This window comes from Microbacterium sp. zg.Y909 (assembly GCF_024626565.1).
In genome coordinates, this window is sequence record NZ_JANJFJ010000711.1 from 1 (window position 1) to 818 (window position 818).

The 818-nt window shown below is 68.2% G+C and carries 1 protein-coding gene and 1 pseudogene; both read right to left on the reverse strand.

Annotated elements, in window-relative coordinates; genetic code table 11:
• Nucleotides 1-63: 63 nt before the first annotated feature.
• A complete protein-coding gene (rsfS, locus tag NQ160_RS24315) occupies nucleotides 64-441 on the reverse strand; it encodes a ribosome silencing factor (RefSeq protein ID WP_257514197.1) in 378 nt (125 codons plus the stop codon).
• Nucleotides 438-818 (reverse strand): annotated as a pseudogene (locus NQ160_RS24320) (hypothetical protein); the annotation flags it as partial. The gene rsfS and the pseudogene NQ160_RS24320, both read right to left, overlap by 4 nt.

Genomic DNA, 818 nt, shown 5'->3' on the forward strand with positions numbered 1-818 from the left:
TGGCCCGAGCTGTACTACCAGCTGCGCGACCCCGAGGGCAACGAGTTCTGCCTGCAGTGAGCCTCAGTCGGCCGACGTGGTGGCGGGGAGCTCTACCGGGATGACCGGGCAGTCCTTCCACAGTCGCTCGAGGCCGTAGAACACGCGCTCCTCCTGGTGGAAGACGTGCGCGACGAGGTCACCGAAGTCCAGCAGAATCCACCGGGCCTGCTCACGCCCCTCGCGGCGGAGGCGCTTGTGTCCCGCTTCGAGGAGCTTCTCCTCGATGCGGTCGGCGATTGCGGCGACATTGCGCTCGCTGTTGCCGGACACGATGAGGAAGGCATCGACGAGCGGCAGCGGCTCGGAAACGTCAAGCGCGACGATGTCCTCTCCGCCGGTCGCATCTGCGGCCTGCGCGGCGATCTGGATCATTTCACGCGATTGGGCGCTGGCGGTCATGAGAAGACTCCTGTGGTGATTGCGAAGACGAGCACGCCGATGAGGGCCAGGGCGAGGGCTCCGGCGGTGATGGCAAGAGCCATCATGAGTCGCCCGCCCTTCTCCGGCGCGGGCGGCTGGATGATCTCCCCAGCGCTCTTGGACGTGCTCACAGCGGCGCTTGCCGCGATGGGGGTGGGTGAGGATGCTGCGGGCAGCTCGCCGTCGATGAGAACGGCGTCGACGTCCTTGCCGTCTGCGACACCCGGGGCGTGGCCGTTGGAGCCGAGGCCCTCCGGCAGGGCGAACGTGCCCGTGATGAGCACCTCGCCGGTGGCGGTGACCGCGCCGACGAGCGGCCCGGACGAGGGCGTCTGCGAAAGGATCAGCGCGTTGGA